The sequence below is a fragment of the Delftia sp. GW456-R20 genome, from assembly GCF_001622915.1.
Classification (GTDB): domain Bacteria; phylum Pseudomonadota; class Gammaproteobacteria; order Burkholderiales; family Burkholderiaceae_C; genus Comamonas; species Comamonas acidovorans.
In genome coordinates this window covers 3346919-3369356 of the sequence record NZ_LWCN01000004.1, presented here as the reverse complement: position 1 = coordinate 3369356, position 22438 = coordinate 3346919, and the positions used below count along the sequence as shown (strand labels likewise).

18 protein-coding genes are annotated in these 22438 nt (G+C 68.8%); 11 read left to right on the top strand and 7 right to left on the bottom strand.

Annotation, left to right across the window (positions count from 1 at the left end):
• Window positions 1-15 precede the first annotated feature (15 nt).
• Genes A4F85_RS20365 through A4F85_RS30700 form a run of 6 tightly spaced genes read right to left on the bottom strand, consistent with a single transcriptional unit; the run spans window position 16 to window position 7466 of the window.
• Window positions 16-1146 carry an ABC transporter permease gene (locus A4F85_RS20365; protein ID WP_012202690.1) on the bottom strand — a complete coding sequence of 377 codons (1131 nt, stop codon included), beginning with the start codon at window positions 1144-1146 and terminating at the stop codon, window positions 16-18.
• 1 nt (window position 1147) lies between these two features.
• On the bottom strand, window positions 1148-3904 hold the full coding sequence (gene rbbA, locus A4F85_RS20360; protein ID WP_063327573.1) for a ribosome-associated ATPase/putative transporter RbbA: 2757 nt from the start codon (window positions 3902-3904) through the stop codon (window positions 1148-1150).
• Window positions 3901-4992: an HlyD family secretion protein gene (locus A4F85_RS20355; protein WP_012202692.1), complete on the bottom strand. Its 1092-nt coding sequence runs from the start codon at window positions 4990-4992 to the stop codon at window positions 3901-3903. The genes rbbA and A4F85_RS20355 overlap by 4 nt, the downstream gene beginning before the upstream one ends.
• Window positions 4993-5009: 17 nt before the next feature.
• A complete protein-coding gene (locus A4F85_RS20350; protein ID WP_063327572.1) occupies window positions 5010-6485 on the bottom strand; it encodes an efflux transporter outer membrane subunit in 1476 nt (491 codons plus the stop codon).
• Window positions 6486-6518: 33 nt separating this feature from the next.
• Entirely contained in the window at window positions 6519-7286 is a 768-nt protein-coding gene (fabI, locus tag A4F85_RS20345; protein WP_012202694.1) for an enoyl-ACP reductase FabI, read from the bottom strand.
• A gap of 15 nt (window positions 7287-7301) precedes the next feature.
• On the bottom strand, window positions 7302-7466 hold the full coding sequence (locus tag A4F85_RS30700) for a hypothetical protein (protein WP_155294163.1): 165 nt from the start codon (window positions 7464-7466) through the stop codon (window positions 7302-7304).
• Window positions 7467-7847: 381 nt separating this feature from the next.
• Here A4F85_RS30700 and A4F85_RS20340 point away from each other — a divergent pair, with 381 nt between their 5' ends.
• From A4F85_RS20340 to A4F85_RS20290, 11 genes are all read left to right on the top strand, one after another.
• Window positions 7848-9344, top strand: a complete 1497-nt coding sequence (locus tag A4F85_RS20340) for a hypothetical protein (protein WP_063327571.1) — start codon at window positions 7848-7850, stop codon at window positions 9342-9344.
• Between the two features lie 139 nt (window positions 9345-9483).
• Window positions 9484-10596, top strand: coding sequence for a hypothetical protein (locus A4F85_RS20335; RefSeq protein WP_063327570.1), 1113 nt, complete (start codon window positions 9484-9486; stop codon window positions 10594-10596).
• Between the two features lie 22 nt (window positions 10597-10618).
• Window positions 10619-11863, top strand: coding sequence for a toxic anion resistance protein (locus A4F85_RS20330; protein WP_063327569.1), 1245 nt, complete (start codon window positions 10619-10621; stop codon window positions 11861-11863).
• Between the two features lie 2 nt (window positions 11864-11865).
• On the top strand, window positions 11866-13476 hold the full coding sequence (locus tag A4F85_RS20325) for a vWA domain-containing protein (RefSeq protein ID WP_063327568.1): 1611 nt from the start codon (window positions 11866-11868) through the stop codon (window positions 13474-13476).
• Window positions 13477-13504: 28 nt separating this feature from the next.
• Window positions 13505-14128 carry a hypothetical protein gene (locus A4F85_RS20320; protein WP_013804673.1) on the top strand — a complete coding sequence of 208 codons (624 nt, stop codon included), beginning with the start codon at window positions 13505-13507 and terminating at the stop codon, window positions 14126-14128.
• A 398-nt stretch (window positions 14129-14526) separates the two neighbouring features.
• The gene (locus A4F85_RS20315; RefSeq protein ID WP_012202700.1) at window positions 14527-15114 is read left to right on the top strand and encodes an anthranilate synthase component II; all 588 of its coding nucleotides are present in this window, start codon (window positions 14527-14529) and stop codon (window positions 15112-15114) included.
• Window positions 15115-15143: 29 nt separating this feature from the next.
• Complete coding sequence (trpD, locus tag A4F85_RS20310) at window positions 15144-16178, top strand: anthranilate phosphoribosyltransferase (RefSeq protein ID WP_013804671.1); 1035 nt, start codon at window positions 15144-15146, stop codon at window positions 16176-16178.
• Window positions 16179-16228: 50 nt separating this feature from the next.
• The gene (gene trpC / locus A4F85_RS20305; RefSeq protein ID WP_012202702.1) at window positions 16229-17032 is read left to right on the top strand and encodes an indole-3-glycerol phosphate synthase TrpC; all 804 of its coding nucleotides are present in this window, start codon (window positions 16229-16231) and stop codon (window positions 17030-17032) included.
• 193 nt (window positions 17033-17225) lie between these two features.
• Window positions 17226-17960 carry a right-handed parallel beta-helix repeat-containing protein gene (locus A4F85_RS20300; RefSeq protein ID WP_197485502.1) on the top strand — a complete coding sequence of 245 codons (735 nt, stop codon included), beginning with the start codon at window positions 17226-17228 and terminating at the stop codon, window positions 17958-17960.
• 18 nt (window positions 17961-17978) lie between these two features.
• Window positions 17979-19472 carry a fibronectin type III domain-containing protein gene (locus A4F85_RS20295; RefSeq protein WP_082848240.1) on the top strand — a complete coding sequence of 498 codons (1494 nt, stop codon included), beginning with the start codon at window positions 17979-17981 and terminating at the stop codon, window positions 19470-19472.
• A gap of 157 nt (window positions 19473-19629) precedes the next feature.
• Window positions 19630-20361 (top strand): uracil-DNA glycosylase, encoded by a 732-nt coding sequence (locus A4F85_RS20290; protein WP_043780562.1) that lies wholly within the window; start codon window positions 19630-19632, stop codon window positions 20359-20361.
• Here the strand turns inward: A4F85_RS20290 and A4F85_RS20285 are convergent.
• Entirely contained in the window at window positions 20355-22388 is a 2034-nt protein-coding gene (locus A4F85_RS20285; protein WP_063327566.1) for an alkyl/aryl-sulfatase, read from the bottom strand. The genes A4F85_RS20290 and A4F85_RS20285 overlap by 7 nt on opposite strands.
• Between the last annotated feature and the right edge of the window lie 50 nt (window positions 22389-22438).

The window sequence follows — 22438 nt, the reverse complement described above, 5'->3', positions numbered from 1 at the left end:
GCGGCGGGAACGAAATCAGGCCATCTGGCTGATGGTCTTGCGAAAACGGGTGAGCGTGAGGGCGAACAGCACGGAGCCGATCGCGGCCAGCGCGAGGAAGGGCTTCCAGACCACGTCCAGCCCCGCTCCGCGGTAGAGGATGGCCTGCGACAGCTCGACAAAGTGGGTGGTCGGCGCGGCCAGCATGATGTTCTGCACCAGCTCGGGCATGCTTTCGCGCGGCGTCATGGCGCCCGACAGCAGCTGCAGCGGCAGCAGCACGAGCACCAGCAGCATGCCGAACTGTGGCATGTTGCGCGCCAGCGTGGCAAGGAAGATCCCCAGCGACGTTGTGGCGAACAGGCACAGCGCGGCCCCCGCCAGGAACAGCGGCAGCGAGCCTTCGATGGGAACGCCCAGGGCGCCGCGCACCACGAGGTTGAGCGAGGCAAAGGCGGTGACCAGCACGACCAGTCCCATGGACCATATCTTGGCCAGCATGATCTCGGTCGGTGTCACCGGCATGACCAGCAGGTGCTCCACCGTGCCGTGCTCGCGCTCGCGGATCAGGGCCGCGCCCGTGAGGATGATGGACAGCATGGTCACGTTGTTGATGATCTGCATCAGCCCGCCGAACCAGACCTTGTCCAGCGCGGGATTGAAGCGCGCGCGCACCACCAGGTCCACGGGCAGGGCGGTGGCGCCCCGAAAGCGCCGCACGAACTCGCTGACCTCGGCCGTGACGATCTGCTGCACATAGCTGTTGCCCGTGAAGGCCTGGCTCATGCGCGTGGCATCCACGTTCAGCTGCAGCTCGGGGGCGCGGCCCGCCAGCACGTCGCGCTGGAAGTTGGGCGGGATGTTGAGCACGAAGGTGTAGGTGCCCGAGTCCATGCCCGGGTCCATCTGCGTGCGATCGATCATGGCCGGCGGCGCGAACTGCGGCGGATAGAAGGCGCCCGCGATGCGCTGCGACAGCGGCGAGCCGTCCTCGTCCACGATGGCGATGGGCGCGTTGTGCAGGCTCTCGGGCATGGCCGTGGCCGCCGTGTAGATGGAGACCGTGAACACATAGGCGATGAGCACCAGCAGCACGGGGTCGCGCCACAGGCTCCACAGCTCCTTGACGCCCAGCCGGTAGATGTTGGAGAAAAGGCGGGTGCGCATGTCAGCTCTCCTGCTTTCTGGTCAGTGCAATGGCCAGGCCCAGGATCACCGGCACGGACAGCAGCAGCGGCCCGAACGAGCCGGCCAGTTCCCGAAATCCCAGCGCCTTGCTGAACACGCCGCGGCTGATGGCGATCATGTGGCTGGCCGGATAGACCTCGCCGATGATGCGGCCCGCCCCCTCCAGCGAGGACACGGGATCGACCAGGCCCGCGAACTGCGTGGTGGGGATCAGCGTGCCGATCAGCACCAGGAACATCGAGGCGATCTGGCTGCGCGTCAGCGTGGAGGCCAGCAGGCCGAAGCCCGTGGAGGCGCCGCTGAAGATCAGCGCCGCCAGGGCCAGCGTGGCAAAGCTGCCCGTCACGGGAACGCCGAACAGGGTGACGGCCATCAGGCACATCAGCAGGAAGTTCAGCATGGCCAGCACCACATAGGGCAGTTGCTTGCCCAGCAGGAATTCGGTGCGCGTGACCGGCGTGACGTAGAGGTTGGTGATGGAGCCGCTTTCCTTCTCGCGCACCACGGCCAGCGCCGTCAGCATGGCCGGCAAAAGCAGCAGCAGCAGGGGCATGACGGCCGGCACCATGGCCGGCAGGCTGCGCACGTCGGGGTTGTAGCGAAAGCGCGTCTGGATGTCGATAAGGCCGGCTGGCGTCACACCCAGGCGCTCGCGTGCCTGCTCGGTCAGCCAGTGCTGGTGGATGCCCTGCAGGTAGCCGCGCACGGTCTCGGCGCGCGTGGGCATGGCGCCGTCGAACCAGGCGCCCACCTGCACGGAGCCGCCGCGCAGCACATCGCGCGCAAAGCCCGGGGGAATCTCGATGGCCAGGGTCAGCTCGCCGCTGCGCATGCGGCGGTCCAGTGCGTCGTAGTCGGTCAGCGGCGGCTGCTCGATGAAGTAGCGCGAGCCCGACAGGCTCATCGCATAGCTGCGGCTGATGGTGGTCTGGTCGCGGTCCAGCACGGCAAAGCGCAGGTCCTCCACGTCCAGGCTGATGCCGTAGCCCATCACGAACATCAGGATCAGCGAGCCCACCAGGGCCAGCGTGGCGCGCACCGGGTCGCGCTGCAGCTCCAGCGCTTCGCGCCAGACATAGCTGAGCATGCGCTGGGCGCTGAAATGGCGGCGGCGCGCGGTGTGCGTTTCCACGGCAGCGGGGGCGGCAGGCGCGGCCTGCTGTTCCTCGGCCGGGGCCTCGCCGCCACCGGCCTCGACCAGGTAGCCGATGAAGGCTTCCTCCAGCGTGGCCGCGCCGCGCTTGGCTACCAGGCGCGCGGGCGTGTCGCTGTCCAGCACCTTGCCCGCATGCATCATGGACATGCGGTCGCAGCGCTCGGCCTCGTTCATGAAGTGGGTGGAGATGAAGATGGTCACGCGGTCGCGCCGCGACAGCTCCACCAGCAGGCGCCAGAAGCCGTCGCGCGCCACGGGGTCCACGCCCGAGGTGGGCTCGTCCAGGATGAGCAGCTCGGGCTTGTGCACCATGGCCACGGCCAGCGACAGGCGCTGGCGCATGCCCAGCGGCAGGGCGGCCGGCAGGCTGTGCTGTGCGGCTTGCAGGTCGAAGCGCTGCAGCATCTCGGCCACGCGCGCGGGAATGTCCGCCTCGGGCACGCCGAACAGGCGCGCATGCAGCACCAGGTTCTGGTGCACGGTCAGCTCGCCGTACAGCGAGAACGCCTGGGTCATGTAGCCCACGCGGCGGCGCGTGTCGATGTCGCGCGGGTCCACGGGCTGGCCGAACAGCCAGGCCTGGCCCTCGCTGGCCGGCAGCAGGCCGGTCAGCATCTTCATGGTGGTGCTCTTGCCGCAGCCGTTGGAGCCCAGGAAGCCGAAGATCTCGCCACGGCGGATGCGGAAGGACACATGGTCCACGGCGACGAAGTCGCCAAAGCGCATGGTCAGGTCCCTGGCCTCGATGGCGATGTCGTCCTCGCCGCCCTCGGGCAGGGGCGCAATGGTGACGGGCGCATGGCCGCGCTTTTTCTCTTCGGGCAGCAGGGCGATGAAGGCCTCTTCCAGCGAGCGGCTGTCCGTGCGCTGCAGCAGCTCGGCCGGCGTGCCCGTGGCCAGCACGCGGCCCTCGTCCATGGCCACCAGCCAGTCGAAGCGCTGGGCCTCGTCCATGTAGGCCGTGGCCACCAGCACGCTCATGCCGGGGCGCTGGCGGCGGATGCGCGCGATCAGGTCCCAGAACTGGGCGCGCGCCAGCGGGTCCACGCCCGTGGTGGGCTCGTCCAGGATCAGCAGGTCGGGGTCGTGGATCAGCGCGCAGCACAGGCCCAGCTTCTGCTTCATGCCGCCCGACAGCTTGCCGGCCGGGCGCTCCAGGAATTTGCGCAGGCCCGTGGCCTGGGTGAGGTCGTCGATGCGACGGCGCCGCTCGGCCGCGTCATGGCCGAACAGGCGCGCGAAGAACTGCAGGTTCTCCTCCACCGACAGCGTGGGATAGAGGTTGCGCCCCAGGCCCTGCGGCATGTAGGCCACGCGCGGGCAGACGGCCTCGCGGTGCCGGCGCTGGGCCATGTCGCCGCCCAGCACCTCGACACTGCCTTCCTGGATCTTGCGCGCCCCGGAGATCAGCGCCATGAGGCTGGACTTGCCCACGCCGTCCGGCCCGATCAGGCCGACCATGCGGCCTTCGGGAATGTCCAGGTCGATGCCCGCCAGCGCCTCGACCTGGCCATAGCGCTGGTGCACGCCCTTCAGGCGCACGACCCAGCCGCTGGCATGGGGCGTCGTGCTCTCGCTCATTGCGCGGGCTGGGCTGGCAGCTTGATGGCCAGGTTGGCGGGCCACTCATGGCTGGCATCGGTGCGCAGCCAGGCCATGCCGGGCACGCCGGTCTTGACCTGTTCCAGATGGCGGCGCAGCAGCTCCGGCGGGATCTGGGCGCGCACGCGGAACATCAGCTTCTGGCGCTCGCTGGCGGTCTCCACGGTCTTGGGCGTGAACTGGGCCTGGCTGGCGACGAAGGAGACGCGGGCCGGGATCACGTACTCGGGCGCGGCGTCCAGCACCAGGCGCACCTCGCTGCCCAGGGCAATGCGGCCGGCGGCGGTCTCGGGCACGAAGAAGGTCATGTAGACATCGGACAGGTCCAGCAGGTTGAGCACGCGCCCGCCTGCGCCCAGCACTTCGCCGGGCTGGGCCACGCGCAGCTGCACGCGGCCGTCGCGCGGGGCCTTGAGCACGCCGTCGTCGATGTCGGCCTGCACGCGCGCCACCGTGGCCGTGGCGGCCTGCACCTGGGAGCGCACGCCCACCACCTGGGCCTCGGCCGCCTTCACGGCGGCCTGGGCAGCGGCGGCCTGGGCACGCGTGGCGGCCAGCGCCGCCTCGCTGCCGCGCACACGGGCGCGGTCGTCATCGAGCTCCTGCACCGAGGAGGCACCCTCGCGCGCCAGCGTTTCCGAGCGCTTGAAGCGGCGCTGCGCGGCGTCCACCTCGGTCTCGCGCTGCACGATCAGGGCCTGGGCGGCGGCCAGGTCGCTGCGGCGCAGTGTGACCTGGGCCTCGGCCGCGGCCACGCTGTGCTCGGCCTGCTGGCGCATGGCGTCGGCTTCCTGGCGCTGGGCGCGCAGGGTGTCGATCTGCATGCGCGCCACGGGCTGGCCGGCCTGCACGAAGTCGCCCTCGCGCACCAGGATTTCCTCCACGCGGCCGGGCAGCTTGGTGGAGATGTCGATCTCGGTGGCCTCGACACGGCCGTTGCTGCCGACGAAGCCCTCGCCCGGGCCCTTGGGCGTGAAGGTCTTCCAGGCCCACCAGGCCACGAGGGCCAGGACCGCCACGGCGGCGATCGGCACGATCTTGTTCTTCAGAGAGGTGTTCTTGTCCATGGGCGGGTCCGGAGGCTTCAGGAGTTCGGGGGATCGGCAGGCGTGGCCGGCAGGGTGGCGGGCAGCGCGGCAGGTTCGGCCCCGCTGCCGCCGCCCAGGGCGGCATACAGGCCCACCTGGCTGGACAGCAGGGCGCGCCGCGCCTGCACCAGTTGCTGGCGTGCGGCCAGCAGGTCGCGCTGGGCGTCCAGCACCTCCAGGTAGGCGGCCGAGCCGTTGTCGTAGCGCAGCTGCGCCAGCCGCGCGCGCTCGGCCTGGGCCTGCACGGCGGTGCGCTGCACGGTGATCTGCTCGGACAGCCAGCGGCGCGCGGCCAGGCCATCGGCCACCTCGCGGAAGGCGGTCTGGATGGCTTTCTCGTACTGGGCCACGGCCATGTCGCTGCGGATCTCGCCCAGCTCCAGGTTGGCGCGGCGCCGGCCGCCGTCGAAGATGGGCAGGGACAGCGTGGGCACGAAGGCCCAGGCGCGGCTGCCGCCGTCGAACAGGCCGTCGAGTTCGGCGCTGGCCGTGCCCCAGCGGGCGGTGAGCGCAATGCGCGGGAAGAAGGCGGCGCGCGCCGCGCCGATCTGTGCCCGGGCCGCGCGCAGCTGGTGCTCGGCCGCGGCAATGTCGGGCCGCGCCGTGAGCAGTTCCGAGGGCAGGCCCGGCCGCAGCTCGGCCAGCACCAGGGCGTCGTCAAAGGGTGCGGCGGCGGGCAGCGGGCCCGGGTGGGCGCCGACCAGCTGCGCCAGTGCATGCAGCTGTTGCGCGCGTGCCAGCTCCAGCTGGGCCAGCAGGGCCTGCGCCTGGGTCAGCAGGGTCTGGACCTGGGCCAGCTGCAGGCGCGAGCTGGCGCCCACGGCCTCGCGGCGCGTGAAGATGCGAAAGGATTCCTGGCGCGTGGCCAGCGTCTCGCGCGCAATGGCCACGCGCTCGTCCAGCTCGCGCAGGCCCAGGTAGCCGTCAGCCACCTGGGCGATCAGCGCGGTCTGCACGGCGTGGCGGCCCGCATCGCTGGCCAGCCAGGTCTGCAGGGCCGCGTCCTTGAGGCTGCGCACGCGGCCCCACAGGTCCAGCTCCCAGCTGCTGAAGCCGACCTCGGCGCGGTACTCGCCGCTGACCACGGAGCGGCCCGAGAGGTTGAGGTCGCCAGGCACGCGAGCCCGTGCGGCCTGGCCGCCCACGCCAATGGCCGGGAACAGCTCGGAGCGCTGGATCTGGAAGGCCGCGCGCGCCTCTTCGGCGCGCAGCGCGGCCACGCGCAGGTCACGGTTGTGCTCCAGCGCGGTGGCGATGAGCTGGCGCAGCACGGGGTCGGTGAAGTAGTCGCGCCAGGGCAGGCCGGCGGCGGCGACACCCTGGGCGCCCGCCTGCAGATGGGTAGGCCAGGCCTCGGGCGTGGGCAGGGGCGGCGGCTCGTGCGGCGGCGCCAGGGAGGCACATCCCGCCAGGGCGGCGGCCAGTGCGGCTGCCAGCGCGGCGGCGGCGGTTCGGGGGAATGGGAGGGTCATCTGCAGTGCTGCGGGGCGCCGGTGCGGCAGCCGCTAGTTGAGGATGTGGTGGCCGCCATCGACATACAGCGTGCAGCCCGTGATGGCGCGCGCCCCGTCCGAGGCCAGGAAGGCGCACAGCGGCCCCACGTCGTCGGGCCGCAGCTCGCCGGCAATGGGCGAGCGGCGCACGCTGTCGGCCACGAGTTCATCGAACGCGGCAATGCCCGAGGCCGCGCGCGTGGCGATGGGCCCGGGCGAGACGGCATTGACGCGGATGCGCGAGGGGCCGAGCTCGGCCGCCAGGTAGCGCGTGGTGGACTCCAGCGCGGCCTTGACCGGGCCCATGATTCCGTAGTGCGGCATGACCTCGCTGGCGCCCAGGTAGCTCAGCGTCATGAGGCTGCCGCCGCTGGCGGCCATCAGCGGCTCGGCCAGGTGCGCCATGCGGATGAACGAGTGGCAGGAGATGTCCATGGCCAGCGCAAAGCCCTCGCGGGAGCTGTCCACCACGCGGCCCTGCAGGTCCTTGCGCGGGGCGTAGGCCACGGCGTGCAGCACGAAGTCCAGCCGGCCCCAGCGCACGGCGGCGGCATCGAACAGTGCGCGCATCTGCTCGTCGTCGCCCACGTCCAGCGGCATGCGCAGCTCGGCACCGATCTCGTCGAGCAGGGGCTCCACATGCACACGGGCCTTGTCGTTCTGCCAGGTCGCGCCGATCTCGGCGCCCGCCGCATGCATGGCCCGGGCACAGGCCCAGGCAATGCTGTCGCGGTTGGCGATACCGACGATCAGGCCTTTTTTGCCAGCCAATAGCGTCATCTCGAATGCTCCAGATCAGAAGGTCTGCCGGGAAACAGGCCGCCTCGGGGCGGCTTCGTCAGGAATCACGGGGCATGGCGCGGCATTGCCGACATATGCGCCACGGCGAATGTTTGTATTTCCTGTGACTACGAAGCTTTTGATAGCTTGTTTTGATGCATGCAAATCAAAGGTTTGCATGCCAATATCGTCTCCTGGTCTTTTTCATTCTATCTATGTTGCACTGCAGCGACCGATTTTGGCGATGCCGTTTCGTTATATCGATGCAGTTCACTCCATAGGCTTGACTCAGGTCAAAGAGGGCGGCGTCACTGAGAGGATGCCGCTTGCCGCCAGTCGCTGCGTCCAGTAGGGCAATGGCATCTTTTTGCGCCAACAGCCGAAAATTTCCTGTATTGGCCGGATTTCAATGAATACAAGGTTTTCACACCATATTGGTGCACGGGGGGTAAAGAAAATCGGAAATCTGCCGATGCTCCATGAACAGAGAAAATCCCCTGCCTGCAAAGGCCTGGGCCGCCACATTCAGTCAGGACAAGACCGAAGGAAGACGATCAATCCATGACCAGCATTTCATCCACCGGCGCCAGCTTTGCCGCCAGCGCAGCGGGCATGCGGCCCACGGTGTCCGTGAGGTCGTCAGCGACCACGGCAGCTGCTGCACCCGCCGACCCGGGCACGCAGGTCACGCTGGGCCAGTCCGCAGGGTCCAGCGTCATCTATGCCAAGCCGCAGCCCGTGGAACTGGGCCAGTTCAGGCTGACCCGGGCCTGGGCCTCGCAAGACAGGGACGACATCAGCACCCTGATGGCGCGCAACCTGGGCCTGGGCCCGTCGGCCAGCCTGGCCGACCGCTGGCGCGGCCTGGGCGGCGCCCTGCTGTCGCGTTTTGCGGCCACGCCGTCGGACTACCAACAGACGGTTGCGGAGTACCAGGCGCCCACGGCGGCCGACTCCGTCGCAGGCAGCGCGGATGCGCAGGCCCTGGACAAGTCCGCACTGAGCGATGTGTCCGTGGGCGCTGCCACCGTGAGCCTGAAGATCCGCACGCAATCGGGCCAGACCGTGGAGCTGCGGATTGCCACGAACGACGGCAGCGAAGCGGGCAGCAGCAGCGGGCTGCGGGTCGAGGTCAAGAGTTCCGCCACCTTGAGCCAGGCCGAGAGCGCGGCCATTGCCCAGCTGGCCGACGGGCTGGACGAGGCACTGGAAGGCCTGGGAAAGCCGGGCAAGCCCCAGCTGGAACTGGGCAAGCTGATGGACTTCGACCGCAGCGTGCTGTCCGGCCTGGACCTGGACATCAAGAACCCCAAGCCTTCGCAGCCCCTGTCCTCGTTCAGCCTGCATGTGGGCGCCGATGGCCGATCGGTGGCGATGAAGGGCGCGGCGGGCGAGCTGGCCGTCAACCTGGAGTCCGATGCCCCCGTGGGCGCCAGCGCTTCGCAGCGCCAGGCCGCGCTGGACCAGCATCTGAAGCGCTTTGATGCCGCCGCGCAGCGTGGCCGTGCGGATGCGGCGCTGGTGGACATGTTCAAGAGTGCCTTCAGTCAGCTGCACAACGCGCAGGCGCCGGCCGCGCCGGGCGCCATCGTCGCGCTCTCCGGGCTGGAGCGTTCCGTGCAGTCCCTGCAAAGCGGCCTGGCCGATTTCCAGGCCAGCTTCAGCGGTGACTTCGAGAACACCAATGAATTCGGCGCCGTGACCGAAATCGGCCGCGCCGAGTACCAGGTGGGCCAGAAGACCACCCGGCAGTCCCGCGGCAGGGAGGGCGAGTCGATCGCCCAGGTGGTGACCGAGTCCCTGAACGCCGAATCCAAAAAGGCGCGCAACCGCAGCATGCTGGATTTGCAGTCGGGCAACTATGACCTGACCAAGGTGCAGGACAGCCGCACCATCACCACGCTGATCGAGACAGCCGGCAAGCAGGTCACCGGCGCGCTGCGCAAGACGCAAGAGCGCCAGATGCAGACGTGGGACCAGCTGGTGGAGCACCGCACCCAGCAGCACCGCGAAACGCCCGGTGGGCGCAGCTTCACTGAGCAACTCGCGCTGAGGTAGTCGCGGCGCGGGCCGGGCCGCGTGTCGTCGTTGTGTCACAAAACTTCCGTATAAGAAGTTTTTTTGAACAAGACATGACAACGGCCCGCGCGTTCATGACCGAATTTCATCTTGCCGTCATCCAGGGCGGAGCCTCTCAATGAACGCGCGCCGTGCTTTGGCGGCGGGGCTGGCGGCGCTGCTGCTGGCGGCCGTGGGCGGCGGCATCTGGTACTCGCGCACGGCCCTGGTGCAGGACCGCCAGGCGCAGCTGACGCAGCAGCAGTCCGTGACGGCACGCGGCCTGATCGGCTCCGAGAAGGAAGCCTTCTTCCAGGACGAGCGCGTGCGCGACGTGCTGGCGCGCCACGGCGTGACGGTGACGGTGCAAAAGGCCGGCTCGCGCAGCATTGCCAACAGCTACGACCCCAAGCAGTACGACTTCGGCTTTCCCTCGGGGGCGCCGGCTGCGGCCCAGCTCAAGGCGGCGGCCAGGGCCGGCACGGTCTACACGCCGTTCTACACGCCCATCGTGTTCGCCAGCTGGCGGCCCATTGCCGAGATCCTGATCGCCAACGGCGTTGCGCAAAAGCAGGGCGACTTCTTTTACGTGACCGATCTTCCCGCCCTGCTGGCCATGGCCGGCAAGGGCACGCGCTGGCGTGACCTGAAGGCCTCCGGCGCCTTTGCCACCGGCAAGGCCGTGCTGCCCGCCAGCACCGATGTGCGCAGCTCCAACAGCGCCGCCATGTACCTGGCGCTGGCCAGCTATGTGCTCAACAGCCAGCAGGTGGTGCAAAGCCCCGCCGACCTGGAGCGCGTGATGCCCCAGGTGGCGCCGCTGTTTTTGCGCCAGGGCTTCCAGGAAAGCTCGTCGGCCGGGCCCTTCGAGGACTACCTGGCCCTGGGCATGGGCAAGGCGCCGCTGCTGGTGGCCTATGAATCGCAGCTGGTGGAGTTCCTGCTGCGCCACCCGCAGCGCAGAAGCGGCGAGATGGTGATGCTCTACCCGCAGCCCACGCTGTATTCCAAGCATGTGCTCGTGCCCTACACGCCTGCGGGCGATCGCGTGGGCCAGCTGCTCGAATCCGATCCGCAACTGCGCGCATTGGCGCAGGAATACGGCTTTCGCACCGGCGGCGACACGCACGGGCCCGAGCGCTGGGCCGGGCAGGGCGTGCAGGCGCCCGCGCAGCTGGTGGATGTGATCGAACCGCCCAGCCAGGAATGGCTGGAGCGAATGATCGTGGACATGGAGCAGCGCTTCAAATGACCGAACGTTCCAGGAGCAACCGATGAGCAACACCCCCCAGACCACCGCTGCCAGCGCCGCCGTGGCCGTGCCTGCACAGGAGCAGGATTTCGTGCTGGAGCCGCCAGCGCCCGCCCTGCCGGTGCCCATCGAGTCGGCCAGCGGCAAGGTCCGCCTCAAGGCCGAGGAAGTGCAGCAGCTGGACGCGCAGGTGGCGCAGTTCATCGACGACATCACCGCCAACGACAGCCAGTCGCCCGCCTTCAAGGGCGCGGTCGAGCGCATCCACGGCATGGGCAACAAGGAGGTGCAGGCCGCTGCCGCCGTCTCCAACCGCATGCTGGAGCGCCCCGTCAAGACGCTGAACAACGGCTTGTTCGACCAGGGCAGCCAGATCGGCCAGGGCCTGATCGACCTGCGTCGCCAGGTGGAGGCGCTGGACCCCTCGCGCCAGGACGACCTGTTCAAGCCGCGCAAGCTGCTGGGCCTGATCCCCATGGGCAACAGGCTGGTGGACTACTTCGACAAGTTCCAGTCCAGCCAGAGCCACCTGAACGCCATCATCGACAGCCTCAAGCGCGGCAAGGACGAGCTGCTGCGCGACAACGCCGCCATCGAGCAGGAAAAGGCCAACCTGTGGGGACTGATGGAGCGGCTGGAGAAATACATCCACATCGGCAAGAAGCTGGACGCGGCGCTGGAGGCCAAGGCGGCGCAGCTGGACGCCAGCGACCCGGAAAAGGCGCGCGTGGTGCGCGAGGACATGCTGTTCTACGCACGCCAGAAAGTCACCGACCTGCTCACCCAGATGGCGGTGAACGTGCAGGGCTACCTGGCGCTGGACCTGGTGCGCAAGAACAACCTCGAACTGGCCAAGGGCGTGGACCGCGCGACCACCACCACGGTCTCTGCCCTGCGCACGGCCGTCATCGTGGCGCAGGCGCTGGCCAACCAGAAGCTGGTGCTGGACCAGATCACGGCGCTGAACACCACCACGGGCAACCTGATCGCCGGCACCAGCGAGCTGCTGCGCGAGCAAAGCGGGAAGATCCACGAGCAGGCGGCCGGCAGCACCATCGACATCGCCAGGCTGCAGCAGGCCTTCGGCAACATCTACCAGACCATGGACGCCATGGCCGACTTCAAGGTCAAGGCCCTGGCCTCCATGCAGACCACCGTGGACACGCTGTCGCAGGAGGTGGACAAGTCCCGCGCCTATCTGGAAAAGAGCCGCCGCGAGGACGTGCGCGAGGCGCTGCAGGCGCCCGCCGGCGAGGTGGTGCTGTGAGCATGTTCCGGCGCCTGGCGGCCTGGTGGCTGCTGGGCCTTGCGCTGGCCCTGGCCGGCTGCGGCAAGTCGCCCGAAACCGCGCCGCAGGCCGCCGCCAAGTCCGATCCGTCCGCCGCTCCCCAGGGTGCATTCACCGTGCTGGCCGGCTCCGAGCTCAAGGACGTGGCGCCCGCGCTGGAGCAGGCCGCCACGGCGGCGGGCGTGCCGCTCAAGCTCAGCTATGCGGGCACGCTGGAGATGGTCGAGCGCATCAATGCGGGCGAGCAGTACGACGCCATCCTGCCGCCCAATGGCGCCTATCCCGCGCTGGCGCTGGCGAACAAGCCGCTGGCGCGCGAAAAGCTTTTCTACTCGCGCGTGGCCCTGGGCGTGAAGGCCCCCGTGCTGCAAAAGCTGGGCTGGGACAAGGCACCGCCCACCTGGGCCGACATCGCACGCGCTGCCGCCCAGGGCCGGTTGCGCTACGGCATGACCAATCCGGCCAGCTCCAACACCGGCATGAGCGCACTGTTCGCCGTGGCCTCGGCCGTGGCCGGCAAGACCGAGGACCTGGACGCCAGGGAGGTCAATGCCAAGGTGCTCAAGGACTTTCTGTCGGGCCAGAAGCTCACGGCAGGCAGCTCCGGCTGGCTGGCCGAGGCCTTCGAGCGCGAGCCCGGCGCCGTCGATGCGCTGGTCAACTACGAGGCCGTGATCCTGCGCCTGAACGAGAAGCTGCCCGCCGCCGACCGGCTCACCCTGGTCTACCCGCGCGACGGCGTGATCTCGGCCGACTATCCGCTGATGCTGCTCAACGCGGCACGGCGCGCCGACTATGACCGGCTGGTCGCCCAGTTCAAGGCCCCCGCCTTCCAGGGCCCGCCGCTGCGCCAGGCCCAGCTGCGCCCCGCCAGCCCCGAGGCACAGGCCAGCCCGGCGCTGCCCACGGCGCCCGTGGTGGAGTTGAGCTTTCCGAACCGGCTGGAGGTGATCGATGCCGTGCTCTCGGCCTACCAGAGCGATCTGCGCCGCCCGGCCACCAGCATCTTCGTGCTGGACGTGAGCGGCTCCATGAAGGGTGCACGGCTGGCGCAGATGAAGGAGGCGCTCAAGCTGCTGTCCGGCGCCGAGGCCTCGGCCGCCAGCCAGCGCTATGCCGCCTTCCAGGCGCGCGAGCGCGTGCTGCTGATTCCGTTCTCGGGCCTGGTCGGCCAGCCCGCGCGCGTGCAGTTCGCGGCGGGCGACCTGCAGGCCGCAAGCGCCCAGGTGCTGGCCTATGCCGACAGCCTGGTGGCCGACGGCGGCACGGCCATCTACGACGCGCTCACGCTGGCCCAGCAGCAGGCACGCCAGGAACTGCGGGCCGATCCCGAGCGCTTCGTCAGCATCGTGCTGCTGACCGATGGCGCCAACACGGCAGGCCGCGACTGGGCCGCATTCGAGCGCGAGCAGCGCATGGCGCGCGACGGCGGCGCGCCGCTGGTGCGCGTCTTTCCCATCATCTTTGGCGAGGCGCAGTCCGGCGAAATGCAGGCCCTGGCCGCGCTGACGGGCGGGCGCGCCTTCGATGCGCGCAACACCGGCAAGAGCGGACTGCCGCTGGTGTTCAAGGAAATCCGGGGCTACCAGTGACAGCGCCGCCAGCGATCGGACCCGCCTGATGCGCCGCCTGCAGCTTTTCTTCTACGGCAACGGCAACCTCGCCGGCCTGGCGCTGGCCCTGCTGGGGCCGGTGCTGCTGTTTGCCGGCGTGATCGGCGGCGGCTGGGGCTGGATCACGCTGGGACTGTACGTCGCGGGCCTGCTGCTGGGCTGGGCTCTGCAGCCCGCGGGCGCCAGCTTCGAGCGGGCGCTGCAGCAGCACTGGAGCGCCGAGGACATCCGCGAACGCATCGACGAGCTGGTGCAAAAGGCCCGCCCGATGCTCACGCCCGAGATGCAAAAGCACCTGGACAGCGTGCGCGGCTCGGTGCACGAGGTGCTGCCCTCGCTGGCCGAGGCCGGCCCGGTCTTCAACGACGGCCTGTTCACCGTGCGCGAGACGGTGCTGCAGTACCTGCCCGCCACGCTGTCGCACTATGCGGCGCTGCCGCCGCTGTTCCGTGTCACCCAGCCCGTGCAGGACGGCAAGACGGCCAGGCAACTGCTGACCGAGCAGCTGGCGCTGCTGGCCGGGCAGATGCAGCAGGTGGTGGCCCATGTGGCGGCCAGCGATGCGCAGGCGCTGTTGGCCAACGGGCGCTTTTTGAAGCAGAAGTTCGACCAGCCGGATTTCCTGAAGTGAGGCGCCCGCAGGGTCGTCCCGCCACGCTGCGCGGACCCTGTGTTAGCATGCTCCGCCATGCAGCCTGCTGCATTCCCGTCTTCCAGACACCTGAACTCTCGATCCAAGACAGCCATGAACGGTACGCCCGTTTCGATCATCGTTGCACAGTGGTGGCGCTTCCAATAAGGAAGCGGCACGTCGTTGCGGTTGCGTACCGCGCCTTGCCGCCGTGACGGCAGCAAGGCTCACCCAGCAGATGGCTCCCCGGCACGGCGGCTCCCAGAACCCAGGAGATTGCCCAGATGCCCTCAGATTCCCCCTTCCAGACCCAGGCAGCATTGCGCGCATTCCCGCGCCAGCCTTCGCTGCGGCATGCCCGCGCCACCCGTTTTTCCCTTTGAGACCCAGGAGCCGGTATGACCAGACTGCTGATGATCGACAACTACGACAGCTTCACCTACAACATCGTCCAGTACTTCGGCGAGCTGGGTGCCGATGTCACCGTGGTGCGCAATGACGAGGCCACGCTGGACGAGGTGATCGCCCTGGTCGAGCGCGAGAAGATCGACCGCCTGGTGATCTCGCCCGGCCCCTGCTCGCCGGCCGAGGCGGGCATCTCCGTGGCGGCCATCCAGCACTTTGCAGGCCGCCTGCCCATCCTGGGCGTGTGCCTGGGCCACCAGAGCATTGGCGCGGCCTTCGGCGGCGACATCGTGCGCGCGGGCCAGCAGATGCATGGCAAGACCAGCGTCATCACCACCGACCGCAAGGGCGTGTTCGCCGACCTGCCCGAGCAGTTCACGGTCAACCGCTACCACTCGCTGGCCATTGCGCGCTCCAGCCTGCCCGAATGCCTGGAGATCACGGCCACCAGCGAGGACGGCGAGATCCAGGGCGTGCGCCACACCAGCCTGGCCATCGAGGGCGTGCAATTCCACCCCGAGAGCATCCTCACCGAGCATGGCCACGCCATGCTCAAGAATTTCCTGGAACAGAAGGCCTGAGCAGGCCGGCACCCAACCGAGACACCGCAATGACCCAGATCACCCCCCAGGAAGCGCTGCAGCGCACCATCGAGCACCGCGAAATCTTCCACGACGAGATGCTGCACCTGATGCGCCTGATCATGCGCGGCGAGCTGTCGCCCGTGATGACGGCCGCCATCGTCACCGGCCTGCGCGTGAAGAAGGAGACCATCGGCGAGATCACGGCCGCGGCCGAGGTCATGCGCGAGTTCTCCAACAAGGTCCATGTGGAGGACAAGCGCCACCTGGTGGACATCGTGGGCACGGGCGGCGACGGCGCCAACACCTTCAACATCTCCACCTGCTCCATCTTCGTGATCGCGGCGGCGGGCGGCAAGGTCAGCAAGCACGGCGGGCGCAGCGTCAGCAGCAAGAGCGGCAGCGCCGACGCCATGGAGGCGCTGGGCGTCAACATCCAGCTCAGCCCCGAGCAGATCGCGCGCAGCATCGCCGACGTGGGCATCGGCTTCATGTTCGCGCCCAACCACCACCCGGCCATGAAGAACGTGGCGCCCGTGCGCAAGGAGCTGGGCGTGCGCACCATCTTCAACATCCTGGGCCCGCTGACCAATCCGGCCAGCGCGCCCAACATCCTCATGGGCGTGTTCCACGAGGACCTGGTCGGCATCCAGGTGCGCGCGCTGCAGCGCCTGGGCGCCGAGCACGCCATCGTGGTCTATGGCCGCGACGGCCTGGACGAGATCAGCCTGGGCGCGGGCACCCTGGTGGGCGAGCTCAAGGACGGCGTGGTGCGCGAGTACGAGATCCATCCCGAGGACTTCGGCCTGCGCATGGTGGGCACGCGCGCCTTCAAGGTGGACAATCCCGAGGAATCCAAGGCCATGCTGCTGGGCGTGCTCCATGGCGAAAAGAGTGCCGCGCGCGACATCGTCTGCCTGAACGCGGGTGCCGCCCTGTATGCGGCCAACGTGGCCTCCAGCATCGAGGACGGCATGGCCCGCGCCCAGGCGGCGCTGGACAGCGGCGCGGCCCTGGCCAAGCTCAACGAACTCGTGGCCTACACGGCCCGGCTGACGGCCTGAGCCGCGCAGCCCCCATCGACCACCGAATACAAGAAACCAAGGAAAGCAACGTGTCCGACATCCTCAAGCAAATCTGCGACGTGAAAGTGCAGGAAGTGGCCGCCGCCCAGAAGCGCATGCCCTTCGCGGACATGCGCCGCGACGCCGAAAGCCGCGTGCTCACGCGCGACTTCGTGGGCGCGCTGCGTGCCAAGATCGCCGCCGGCCAGGCCGGCGTGATCGCCGAGATCAAGAAGGCCAGCCCCAGCAAGGGCGTGATCCGCGAGGACTTCATCCCCGCCGACATCGCGCAAAGCTATGCCGATGGCGACGGCAAGGGCGTCAGCGCCGCCTGCCTCTCGGTGCTGACCGACAAGCAGTTCTTCCAGGGCAGCGTGGACTATCTCAAGCAGGCGCGCGCCAGCTGCCACCTGCCCGTGCTGCGCAAGGACTTCATGGTCGATCCCTACCAGATCTACGAATCGCGGGCCATGGGCGCCGACTGCGTGCTGCTGATCGCCGCCTGCCTGGACGACGCGCAGATGGCCGAGATGGAACAGATCGCCCACAGCCTGGACATGGCCGTGCTGGTCGAGGTCCACGACGGCGCCGAGCTGGACCGCGCCCTGCGGCTCAAGACGCCGCTGGTGGGCATCAACAATCGCAACCTGCGCAGCTTCGAGGTCAGCATCCAGACCACGCTGGACCTGCAAAAGAACGTGCCCGCCGACCGCCTGCTGGTCACCGAGTCGGGCATCGGCAGCCGCGAGGACGTCAAGGCCATGCGCGATGCCGGTATCCACAGCTTCCTGGTGGGCGAGGCCTTCATGCGCGCCAAGGAGCCGGGAGAGGCGCTGGCCAAGCTGTTTGCCTGAAGCCAAGACCGGATCGGTCCCTCGGTGGTGCGCCACCGAAGCAGCCCGCCGCAGCCATGCGTGCGGGCTTTTTTTGTGCAAATAGTGTTTCTAAAAGTTTTTCGTTTGCATGATAATTATTGACAATGCGCATGAAATGCCGATCCGGCAACATGGCCGCAGCCCATCGCCTACGGAGACTCCGATGTCGTTCATGCCCCGTGCCCCTTTCCTGTCCAGCCGCGGCTGGGCTGCCCTCATCGTTTGCGCATCGGCCACGCTGGCATCGTCCGGCGCCTGGGCACAGGCCACGCGCACCTGGGTCTCGGGCGTGGGCGATGACGTCAACCCCTGCAGCCGCACGGCTCCCTGCAAGACGTTTGCGGGGGCCATCGCCAGGACGGCCGCCAACGGCGAGATCAACGTGCTGGATCCTGCGGGCGTCGGTGGAGTCACCATCACCAAGTCCATGCAGGTGGACGGCACAGGCGTGCTTGCCGGCGTGCTGGTCTCCGGTAGCGCGGGCATCACCATCAACGCGGGTGTTTCTGACACCGTGGTGCTGCGGGATCTGGACATCGTCGGCAACGGCACAGGAACGTTCGGCGTCAGAATCTTCCAGGCAGGCAAAGTGGTGCTGGACAACGTCAGGATTCAGGGCTTCACGCAGGCGGCGGTCAAGGTCGAGACGAGCGCTACTTCTGTGTCTGTTCTGGTGCAACGCTCGCAATTGCTGGGCAATGCAGTGCCAGCACAGGGCGAGCCGGAACGCGCCGCCATCAGTGTCCAGAGCACGACCGCCCAGGTCTACCTGTCCAACACCACGGTGTTCGGCAATGACAAGGCGTTCAACGCTGTGGCTGGCGGGAAGATCACCTCGTTCAACAACAACCGGGTCATGGGCAACACCCAGGACAGCGCGCCCACCGACACCGTCTACGAACGCTGATCGGCGCAAGGCAGCATCATGCACAGCGTAAAAGGCGTTGCCCGCAAGTCCTGTCTGGGGCTTGCGGTGTTTGCGGCCCTGGGCCCGGCGCAGGCCGCCGAACTGCTGGCCAACGGCAGTTTCGAGCAGAACTCCGGTCCGGGTTCCCTGGTTTTCACGGGCTGGCAATCCGTGTCCCAGGCCGGCTCCAAGGGCGGCTTCGCCGCCCAGCAAGGCACCAAAGGCGCCATCACGCCCGTGGCCGTGCCTGCACCTCCCGACGGGGCGTTTGCCCTCATGAGCGACCAGCCCGGCCCCGGCAGCCATGTGCTCTACCAGGACGTCGCCATTCCGGCGGGCAGCCCGGCCACGCTGAGCGCCCGCGTCCATGTCCAGAATGCGGCCAAGGTCGCTGCGGCGCCGGCCACGCTTGACTACACGGTGGCTGCGCCCAACCAGCAGGTGCGCATCGACGTCATGAACCCTGCCGCCGCGCCCGACAGCCTGGGCGCCGGTGTGCTGGCCAATGTCTTCCAGTGGCCGCCGGCCACGGCGCCCGGTCCTTCGGCCAGCGGCAGCGGCTACCAGTCACTGCAGTTCGACCTGTCGGCCTACGCGGGCCAGACCGTGCGCCTGCGCATTGCCGAGGTGGACAACCGGCAAAGCCTGTTCTTCGGCGTGGATGCGATGAGCGTCTGGTCCGGCAGCGTTCCGGGCGCACTTCAGCCACCTGCCGATACGGGCTTTTTCGCGCAGGGCACGGCCGTGCAGCTGACCTTCGATCCGGTGGCCTCCATCCCCGGCCAGACGGTCACGGGCTATGTGGCGCAATGTGTCCCGCAAGGCGGCGGCGCGGTGCTGACGGGCACGTCCAGCACCCCGACGGTGGCGGTCAACGGCCTGACACCCGGCGTGGCCTACAACTGCAGCGTGGCGGCACAGTCCAGCAGCGGTGCGGGGCCCGCCTCGCAGCCCCTGACGGTCAACGCCCCTGTCGCTGGCGCCACCACCATCTCGACCCTGCAAGGCGGCAGCGCGACGCTGACCGTCAGCAATCCGGCCAGCGGCTGCAGCCTGCAATCGGCATCGCTGGTGCGTGCGCAAAGCCTGCCCACGGCGCCGCCCCAGGGTGCAGCGGCCTATCCGCTGGGTGTGCTGGACCTGCGCTCGTCGGGCTGCAACTCAGGCGCGACGCTGAAGCTCAGCGTCACCATGCCGCAGGCCCTGCCTTCGGGGGCCCAGTACTGGAAGTACGGTCCCACGGCGGCCAACCCGGCACCGCACTGGTATGCCTTCAACGACGGCTTCAAGGTGATCTCGGCCAATACCTACACCCTGGAAGTCCAGGACGGCGGCCTGGGCGACGATGACCTGCAGGCCAATGGCGTGGTGGTCGATCCGGGCGGTCTGATGGTGATGGCCGCGACCTCTGCTGCAGCCATTCCCGTGTGGAACCTCGCGGGTCTGGCGGGCACATCGGCCTCGGTGCTGCTGGCCATGGCGGCAATGCGCCGGCGCCGCCGGACGCGCTGATGCGCTGACGTGCATGTCGCACACGCCGGGCGGCTGTGCGACTGCGGGTATCCTCAGGACATCAATGCACCGGCCGCGCGCCGGTGAATTCCCGTTTCTTTCGTACCTTCGAGGAACCACCATCGCGCGCCATGCGTGCGCTGGTGCCCCATCCGCCATGGCCCTTCAAGACGACGCAATCGCCCCGGCGCAAGCCGACCAACTCCAATCCGCCGATCCCGCCGACTGGCCCGTTGCGCCCGACTGGCAGCCCCTGGTCGAGGACTTCTTCGCGGGTGCCACGGGCCAGCAGCTGCTGACCTTTCTGCACCAGCGCCTGGAAGCCGGTGCGGTGATCTTTCCACCCCAGCCGCTGCGCGCGCTGGAGCTGACCCCGCCCGAGGAAGTGCGCGTGGTCATCCTGGGGCAGGACCCCTACCACGGCCGGGGGCAGGCCGAAGGCCTGTCGTTCTCGGTGGCGCCGGGCGTGCGCATGCCGCCCTCGCTGCAGAACATCTTCAAGGAGATGCAGCGTGACCTGGGCGTGCCCTTCCCGCCGTTTCCCAACCCGGGCGGCAGCCTGGTCAAGTGGGCCAGGAACGGCGTGCTGCTGCTCAACACCTGTCTCACGGTGGAGGAAGGCCAGGCGGCCAGCCACTCGGGCAAGGGCTGGGAGCTGCTGACCGATGCGGTGATCCGGCACATCGCCCAGGGCGCGCGCCCCGTGGTCTTCATGCTCTGGGGCAGCCATGCGCAGTCCAAGCGCGCCTTCATTCCGGCCGACCGGGGCCATCTGGTGCTGACCAGCAACCATCCCTCGCCGCTGTCGGCGCTGCGCCCGCCCGTGCCCTTCATCGGCAACGGGCACTTCGGCAAGGCGCGCGACTTCCGCGCCCAGCACGGTTACTGAGCAACTCGTTCGGGGCGTGGCTCCACGATGGGGAACACGCTGTCGAAGCGGTCCAGCATGGACATGAGCGCCGCTACCTTGGAGGCGTCGCCCTCGATGCGCAGCTGGCCGCTTTTGATGGCCTCGGCCATCGTGGTCTCCTGGCCTGCAATGGCGTCCAGCGTGGCGCGCGTCAGGCGCAGGCTGGCATGGGCGGCGGGCGCAAGGCCCGGGCTCTGGGTGAGGGCGCTGTTCTCCAGGTTCAGGCTGCGCTGCTCGCCGGTGTCGGTGAAGGTCCAGTTGAGCACGATGCGCTGGCCTGCGGCCTTGCCCGCGTCCAGCCGCACGCCCAGGTAGTCGAAGAACATCTCCAGCGGCAGGCTGCGCACCAGGTCGCGCGCGGTGCTGCCGGGCCTGGGCAGCTGGGGCACGCCCTGGCGCAGTTCCGCCGCGCCCTGCAGGAAGGCGTTGCGGGCCGTGGCCGATTCCATCTGGTAGCCCAGCTGTTCATAGGCATTGGCCGCCAGCCGGCGCGCGGCCTGGTTGGCCGGGTCGGCAAAGACCAGCTGCGAGGCGATCTGCGCCACCCAGCGGTATTCGCCGCGCTCGTAGTCGGCCTGCGCACGGCGCAGCACGGCGTCGGCGCCCCCCATGTATTCCACGGTCTTGCGTGCGGCGGGCACAGGCGGCAGCGCCTCCAGCTGGGCCGGGTTGCCTTCGTAGTAGCCCAGGTAGTGCTGGTAGATGGCGCGGATGTTGTGGCGCAGGTGGCCGTAGAAGGCATGCGTTGCGCCGTCGCGGGCCAGGGATTCGGGCATCTTCAGCCTCTCGGCGATCTCCGAGCCCACGTAGCCGTGGTTCATGAGGCGCACGGTCTGGTCGTGCAGGTATTTGTAGGTGTCGCGCTGGCCGGCCAGCAGGTGCTGCAGCCGGGGCTGGCCCCAGACCGGCCAGTGGTGCTGGGCAATCATGATCTCGGCCTTGCCGCCATAGGCGTGCAGGGCGTCGTTCAGGTGGCGCGACCAGCCCAGCGCATCGCGCACCTGGGCGCCGCGCAGCGGCAGCAGGTTGTGCTGGGTGTGCACGGCGATCTCGGCCATGTTCAGCACCTTGAACTGGGGGTAGTACATGATCATCTCGGCCGGCGCCTCGGCCCCGGGCGTGAGCGCGAACTCGATGTCCACGCCGTCGATGCGCAGGGTCTCGCGCGGCTTGTCGATCACGCGCGTGGGCGCGATCAGCCCCATGGTGCCGGGCGCACCCGCCTTGCCCAGCCCTGCGTCCACCTGTCCCCTGGCATCGCGCGGCAGCAGCATGCCGAACTGGTAGAGCGCGCGCCGGCCCATGGCGTGGCCGGCGATCACGTTCTCGCCCACGGCCTCGGCCATGAAGCCCGCCGGGGCGATGACCTGCACGCGGCCCGCATCCACCTCTTCCTGGCGCACCACGCCGCGCACGCCGCCGAAATGGTCCACATGGCTGTGCGAGTAGACGACGGCCACCACGGGCTTGCGCGGGCGGTGCTGGAAGTACAGGTCCATCGCGGCCTGGGCGGTCTCGGTGTACATCAGCGGATCGACCACGATCAGGCCGGTCTCGCCCTCGATGATGCTCATGTTCGACAGGTCCAGGCCGCGCACCTGGTAGAGCCTGTCGGTCACCTGGAACAGGCCGCTGACGCGGTTGCGCTGGGCCTGGCGCCACAGCGCGGGGTGCACGGTGTCGGGCGCCTGGTCCTGCTCCAGGAAGGCATAGGACTGCATGCTCCAGATGGGACGGCCCTGGGCATTGCGCACGACCAGGGTGTCGGCCGGTGCGATCAGGCCGCGCCGGGCGTCCTCCATGGCCTGCGCATCGTCCAGCGGCTGCTGCGCCAAGGCCGCCTGCTGGGCCGCGCGCGTGGCGGCGCTGGCCGGCTGGGGCCTGGCCATGTCGGAGACGGGCAGGCTGCCGTGGGCGCAGGCGCTCAGCAAAGCGGCTGTGGCCAGGCTGGCCAGCAGGCGGGAAGGGCGCGCCAGCGCGCGGGGCAGGGGGTGTGAGGCTTGCATGGAAAGGTCTCCTGGCATGTTCGATGTCAGCGGCGAAAATACGCAGGCCC